8 protein-coding genes are annotated in these 6,204 nt (G+C 66.4%); 6 read left to right on the top strand and 2 right to left on the bottom strand.

Annotation, left to right across the window (positions count from 1 at the left end; genetic code table 11):
* Positions 1-52: 52 nt before the first annotated feature.
* The gene (locus tag JWP60_RS24090) at positions 53-277 is read left to right on the top strand and encodes a hypothetical protein (protein WP_299797213.1); all 225 of its coding nucleotides are present in this window, start codon (positions 53-55) and stop codon (positions 275-277) included.
* Positions 278-282: 5 nt separating this feature from the next.
* Here JWP60_RS24090 and JWP60_RS24095 read toward each other — a convergent pair whose 3' ends face one another.
* Entirely contained in the window at positions 283-939 is a 657-nt protein-coding gene (locus JWP60_RS24095) for a glutathione S-transferase family protein (RefSeq protein WP_299797216.1), read from the bottom strand.
* A gap of 139 nt (positions 940-1,078) precedes the next feature.
* Here JWP60_RS24095 and ampC point away from each other — a divergent pair, with 139 nt between their 5' ends.
* The 3 genes from ampC (at position 1,079) to JWP60_RS24110 (ending at position 3,300) form a co-directional block, all read left to right on the top strand.
* Complete coding sequence (ampC, locus tag JWP60_RS24100) at positions 1,079-2,281, top strand: class C beta-lactamase (RefSeq protein WP_299797219.1); 1,203 nt, start codon at positions 1,079-1,081, stop codon at positions 2,279-2,281.
* Positions 2,282-2,345: 64 nt separating this feature from the next.
* The gene (locus JWP60_RS24105; protein ID WP_299797222.1) at positions 2,346-2,978 is read left to right on the top strand and encodes a phospholipase D family protein; all 633 of its coding nucleotides are present in this window, start codon (positions 2,346-2,348) and stop codon (positions 2,976-2,978) included.
* A 43-nt stretch (positions 2,979-3,021) separates the two neighbouring features.
* Positions 3,022-3,300: a GIY-YIG nuclease family protein gene (locus tag JWP60_RS24110; protein ID WP_299797224.1), complete on the top strand. Its 279-nt coding sequence runs from the start codon at positions 3,022-3,024 to the stop codon at positions 3,298-3,300.
* A gap of 96 nt (positions 3,301-3,396) precedes the next feature.
* Here JWP60_RS24110 and JWP60_RS24115 read toward each other — a convergent pair whose 3' ends face one another.
* Entirely contained in the window at positions 3,397-4,356 is a 960-nt protein-coding gene (locus tag JWP60_RS24115) for a tripartite tricarboxylate transporter substrate binding protein (protein WP_299797227.1), read from the bottom strand.
* Between the two features lie 139 nt (positions 4,357-4,495).
* Between JWP60_RS24115 and JWP60_RS24120 the strand changes: the two genes are divergently transcribed.
* The gene (locus JWP60_RS24120) at positions 4,496-5,290 is read left to right on the top strand and encodes a cytochrome b/b6 domain-containing protein (RefSeq protein ID WP_299797230.1); all 795 of its coding nucleotides are present in this window, start codon (positions 4,496-4,498) and stop codon (positions 5,288-5,290) included.
* Positions 5,287-6,081 (top strand): molybdopterin-binding protein, encoded by a 795-nt coding sequence (locus JWP60_RS24125; RefSeq protein ID WP_299797233.1) that lies wholly within the window; start codon positions 5,287-5,289, stop codon positions 6,079-6,081. Before JWP60_RS24120 ends, JWP60_RS24125 begins: the two co-directional genes overlap by 4 nt.
* Positions 6,082-6,204: the final 123 nt, after the last annotated feature.

Here is a 6,204-nt window from a genome sequence, read left to right on the forward strand (position 1 = left end):
GTTGTGCCGATGGTCAGCACCTCTGCGGACACTGGCGAGAGACAATTCGCCAATGCGAGTCACTTATGCCAGCGAGTCCTGGCCGGATACCACGTACGAAATCGAGACGGACCGGTTCGGGAATTACACCATCAGAGCGGGGGGAAGGGTTGTCAAGCGCGTGACCTCGGTCACCGACTACGTCGGCAAGCCGAAGTGGGGCAGCAAGAAGCTGGAACTGAGTGCGATCGACGACGCCAAGGCGGCCATCGCCCAGTTCAGGTCGGCCTTCGGCTAGGGCCTTCAGTCGCGATCCGGCGCCCCCAAGGGGAAGTACGGGCGGAATGGCCGAGCTTCCTCGACGGCGCGCGCGAAGGAAGGGCGGGCCAGCAAACGGTCACGATAGGCGCGCAGCACGGGGCACGCCTGCGGGATCCGGTGCGTCCAGTCCGCGTAGAAGAGCGATGGCGCAGCGGCGCAGTCGGCCAGCGTGAAGTCGCTGCCTGCCGCCCATGTCCGGTTCGCAAGCCGCTGCTCCAGCCATGCGTAGGCCCGCTCCAGCTGCTCTTGCGCAAGCGCCAGGCCGTCCTTTCGCTTGCCGGGGTCGCCACTCAAGGCCCCGCCCACGGCGTGCTGCACCGGCGTCATGACGTGCAGATCGAAAAAGCGATCCAGGAAGCGGACATCGAGTGCCGCCATCGGGTCCGCGGGCAGCAAGCGCACCGGGCCCGGATGAACGAGCTGCAGGTACTCGATGATGATGCTCGTCTCGGCGACGTCGCGCTCGCCATCCACGAGCAAGGGGAACTTGCGCATGGGCCAGCGCTGCAGCCACTCGGCCGAGTGCCGCGGGTTGCCCTCGAGCGTGCGGAACTCGAAGGGGATGCCGTTCTCGTACAGCGCAATCAGGACCTTCTGCGTGTACGAGGAAAACGGATGACCGTAAAGGGCGAGCGACATGGCAGGGGCTCCTGGTTCAGGCGTGGCAGCTTGCCGATGGGCAATGCCGCCCATTATGTTGGAGCTGCCTTGAAAATCATCGCTTGCGGGCGGAACGCGCTCGCTATCGTCGCGCCCTGTCCAACAACCTTGCCAGACAATGAACCGCCGCGACTTCCAGTTCCGACTCGCCGCCATCGGTGCGGCCGCCGCATCGCTGCCGGTCGCTGAATGCGCCCGCGCTGCAGGCGGCAACGCCCCCCGGTTCCTGCAAACGGCGGTGGATGATGCCGTGCGCCCCGTCCTGCAGAAGAACGCGGTGCCTGGAATGGCCGTGGCCGTCATCGTGGGCGGCAGGCAATTCTTCTTCAACTACGGCGTCACGGCGCCGGAAGGCGCGCAGCCCGTGACCGCGGACACGATCTTCGAAATCGGCTCGCTCAGCAAGACTTTCACGGCCACGCTCGCTTCCTACGCGCGGGAGATCGGCGCGCTCTCGTTCTCGGACCCGGCAAGTGCGCATTGGTCCGCGCTGGCGGGTAGCACCTTCGACCGCATCACGCTCCTGGAACTTGGAACCTACTCGGCGGGTGGCCTGCCGCTGCAGTTTCCGGACAGCGTCACGGACGAAGCCGGCATGCTCGCGTACTTCAGGGACTGGCGCCCGGCGTTCGAGCCGGGCACGCAGCGCGTCTATTCCAACCCCAGCATGGGTTTGTTCGCTCACCTGGCGGCCGCGAGCCTGGGCGCTCCCTTCCCGGAATTGATGGAGAAAAAGCTGTTCCCGATGCTGGGCCTGGCAGGCAGCTACATCCAGGTGCCGCAAGCGCGGATGCGTGACTATGCGTGGGGCTGTTCGAAGGACAACCGGCCGATTCGGGTCACTCCCGGCGTCTTCGATGCGCCGGCCTATGGCGTGAAGACGAGCGCGCGCGACATGATCCGTTTCGTGCAGTTGAACATGGACGGCGGGCAACTGCCCGAAGCACTGCGTCGCGCCGTGAGGGGCACGCACACCGGCTACTTCCAGGTCGGCGACATGACGCAGGGACTGGGATGGGAGATGTACGCGTATCCCACGCCGCTCGACCGGCTGCTGGCCGGCAACTCCGACCAGATGGCGTTGAGGGCCCACAAGGAGACGCGCCTCGATCCACCGCGCGCGCCCCGCGCTGACGTCCTGATCGACAAGACGGGATCCACCAACGGCTTCGGTGCCTATGCGGCGTTCGTGCCCGCGAGGCAGACGGGCGTCGTGTTGTTGGCGAACCGGAACTATCCGAATCGGGACCGCGTGACGGCGGCGTACCGGATCCTGCAGGCGCTGGAGAGTCGGCCGCGAGGCCTCGCCATCGCTGAATAAATCCGCTGGAAGGAGCAAGTGCAGGAATGCTCCGTATCATCGGCTCCGATTACCCGCGGAGCCTGTGATTTTGCGCACTGTTCGTTTCCCTGTCCTCGTAGCTGTCGTCCTGGGCCTGGCCCTCACCAGCGGCACCGCGCTCGCCAAACGCAAGCCCAAGGGCCTGATCGAACAGGTGGAGCAGTCCCTCGCGGAGCACCACTCCTACCAGGTACCCGCCGCGGGCACGCTGGAAGTCGCCTTCTCGCCCGACGAGGGCAGCGAGAACCTGGTGCTCAAGGTGATTGGCTCCGCGCACCGCGAGATCCGCATGCTCTCGTACAGCTTCACGAGCGCGCCGGTGGCGCGCGCGCTGCTCGAGGCAAGGAAGCGCGGCGTGGACGTGAAGATCGTGGCGGACCAGAAGAACAACACCTCGGAGGACCGCAGCGGCAAGGCGCGGGCGGCGCTGTCGCTGCTGGCCGAGGCAGGCGCAGACGTGCGGCTTATCCATGTCTACCCGATCCACCACGACAAGGTGCTGATCGCCGACGGCGAAACGGTGGAACTGGGCAGCTTCAACTATTCCGAGGCCGCGGCGCATCGCAACAGCGAGAACGTGCTGGTGAACTGGAAGAACCCGCAACTCGCCAAGGTGTACCTGGAACACTTCGCACGCAATTACCGGCAGGCTGCGCCCTACCAGCAGCAATACTGAGCTGCGGCCATCCTTCGCTTAAGCTGCCGCCGCGACCGACACAATGACCGCAGCGACCATTGCACCGTATTGGCTCTATCTGCTCGAATGCGAGGGGGGCGTCTACTACACCGGCATTGCCCTGGACGTGGAGCAGCGTTTCTACCGGCACCTGTTCGGTGTGGGCGCAAAGTTCACGCGAGCGAGGCCGCCTCTGCGGGTGCTGGCCGCCCGAGAGTACCCGGACAAATCGGAGGCGCTGCGCGCTGAAATGCGGCTGAAGGCTCTGCCCAGGTCCGCGAAGGTCGGCTTCTTCTCGCCTGGATCGGCGACGGGCAGCTGAAGCTGATGGATGGGGCTTGCGGCCAGGAGCGGACGACGCCACTCGTGGCTGCGAACAAATTCCAGCACGTCCTTGGCTGCCAGCGGCGGCCCCACGTCAGTCTCCGGTGATTCGGTTGGCGCGCGCTACGGCGGTCCAGTGGCGGATCTCGGCGGCGATGTAGTCGCCGAACTGCACCGGCGTCATCGGCATCGGGTCCAGCGCTTCCGCGGACAACTGATCGCGGAAATCGGCTTGCGCGAGCATGCGGTTGATCTCGTCGTTGAGTTGCCGCACGATGCCGGCCGGCAGGCGTGCCGGGCCGACGATGCCGTACCAGGTAACACCCTCGAAATGGTCGTAACCCGATTCCTTCAACGTGGGGACGCCGGGCAACAGGGGGTGTCGCGTCGTGCCGGTGACGGCCAGCGCCCGGACATTGCCCGATCGTACGTGCGGCAGGCCGGCGGCCAGGCCGGGGAAGATGGCCTGCACCTGGCCGCCGATGATGTCGATGAACGCCTGGCCGATGCTGCGATAGGGCACCGCCAGGCTTTCGAAGCCGGCGGCGTTCTTGAACTGCTCCATCACCAGGTGGTTCAGCGTGCCCACGCCGGACGTGCCGTAGTTCACCTTCTTCGGCTGCGCCTTCGCATAGGCGACGAACTCGGCCAACGTGGTCACGGGCAGCGAAGGGCGGCACACGAGCAGGTTGGGCGTGCCGCAGATCATCGCGATGGGCGTGAAGTCGCGCACGGCGTCGTACGGTACCTTGCGCACCGCGGGATTGGTGGCGTGCGTCGCCACATAGCCCACCATCAGCGTGTAGCCATCCGGGGTGGCGCGGGCCGCTGCCTGGGCGGCAATCGAGCCTCCGGCTCCCGCCTGGTTGTCGATGACGAAGGTTTGGCCGAGCCGCCGGCCGAGGCGCTCCGCGACGATGCGCGCGACGAGGTCGACACCGCCCCCGGGCGCTTGTGGCGCGATGATGCGGACCGGCCGCGCGGGGTACGTGCCTTGAGCGCCGGCTTGCGTCGCGCAGAACGGAAGGGCCAGAAGCAGCGTGCGCCGTTGCATGAGGGTTCCCCGGTGGAGCGGAGTCGCTGACCGCCGTCAATGTAAGCGCAACTGCTTTCCGATGCACGCTACTCGGCCGGCACGTTTGCGATGCGCCTGGCCAGTTGTGCCGGCCACGGCGGCGGCGTAACCTCGCTGCATGAGCGACCTGATCTACCGCCACCGGCTGCCGGTGCGCATCATGCATTGGGTGAACGTGGTCTGCCTCGTCATTCTGCTGATGAGCGGCCTGCAGATCTTCAATGCACACCCTGCGCTGTATTGGAGCGAGGATTCGCGCGAGAGCACGAAGGTGCTGGAGATCACGCGCAAGCAGGTGGACGGTCAATGGCGCGGCATCACGCGCCTGGGTCCGTTCGAGTTCAATACCGACGGCATCCTGGGCAATTCACGAGGGGCGGACGGGATGGAGGAATCGCGTGCCTTCCCGGCTTGGATCACCGTCCCCGGGGGGCAGTGGCTGGCGATGGGCCGCTTGTGGCACTTCTTCTTTGCCTGGTTGTTCGTCGCCAATGGCGTCGGCTACCTCCTGTGGACGCTGTTCAGCGGGCACCTGCGCAAGGACCTGCTACCCACCCGCGCGGAGTGGCGTGGCAGCGGCCGCTCGTTGCGCGACCACCTCCTGCTGCGCCACCCTCGCGGCGACGAGGCGCGGCGCTACAACGTGCTGCAGAACCTCGCCTATCTCAGCATCGTGTTCGGCGTGCTGCCGCTGATCGTTGTCGGTGGCTGGGCCATGTCGCCAATGATGGATTCGTTTGCGCCGGGCTGGGTGGACTGGCTGGGCGGGCGGCAGGCGGCGCGCACGCTGCACTTCATCGCCGCGATGCTGCTGGTCGCGTTCGTTGCGGTGCATCTCTTCGAGGTCGCGATCACCGGGCTCGTCAACAACGTGCGCTCGATGATCACCGGTTATTGGAGGCTACCGGAATGAAGAACGCCAGGCCCTTCTTCGAGCAGCGCCGCGAACGCCGCGGCTTCCTGCGCGCCGGGCTCGCGGCCGCCGCGGTCTCGGGCGGGCTGGCGGGCTGCGATGCCCTGAGCAGCAACGAAACGGCCGTTGCCGCGCTGCGCAGCGCGGAGCGCCTGTCCGACACCGTGCACCGCGCACTGGGCCGGCGCGCGATGGCGCAGGAATTCTCGCCTGCCGATATCGCGCCGACCTTCCGGCCCAACGGGACCACCATGCCCGTGGGCGAGAGCTACGCTGCGATGCTCGCCAACAGGTTCGCCGACTGGCGGCTCACGGTCGACGGGCTGGTGGTGAAACCGCTGGAACTCTCGCTGGCGCAATTGCAGGCGATGCCCAGCCGGACGCAGATCACCCGGCACGATTGCGTGGAAGGCTGGAGCTGCATCGGCCAGTGGAAGGGCGTGCGCCTGTCGCATGTGCTGAACCTGGCGCAGTTGCAGCCGGGCGCGAAGTACGTGGTGTTCCACTGCCTCGACCGGATGCAGGAAGACGACGAGGGCTCACTCTATTACGGGAGCGTGGACCTCGACGACGCGTTCCACGAGCAGACCATCCTTGCGTGGGAGCTCAATGGCAAGCCGCTGCCGGTGGAAAACGGTGCGCCGCTGCGGGCCCGGATCGAAAGGCAGTTGGGCTACAAACAGCCAAAGTACCTGCGCCGGGTGCAGGTGGTGGCCCACTTCGGGGACATCGGCGCCGGCAGCGGCGGGTATTGGGAGGACCAGGGGTACAACTGGTATGGCGGCATCTAGTGTCCTGTCCCACAAATTCCTGCACTCTCGTTCGGATGCCTGCGGGGATGATCGGTGTGTGGCCTGAGAGGGTCAAGACTGGGCGTCTTGACCCTCTCAGGACGCGCGCCGAGGGCCCCGCAG

Origin of the sequence: Ramlibacter sp., assembly GCF_028291745.1 — a bacterium.
Lineage (GTDB): Bacteria > Pseudomonadota > Gammaproteobacteria > Burkholderiales > Burkholderiaceae_C > Ramlibacter.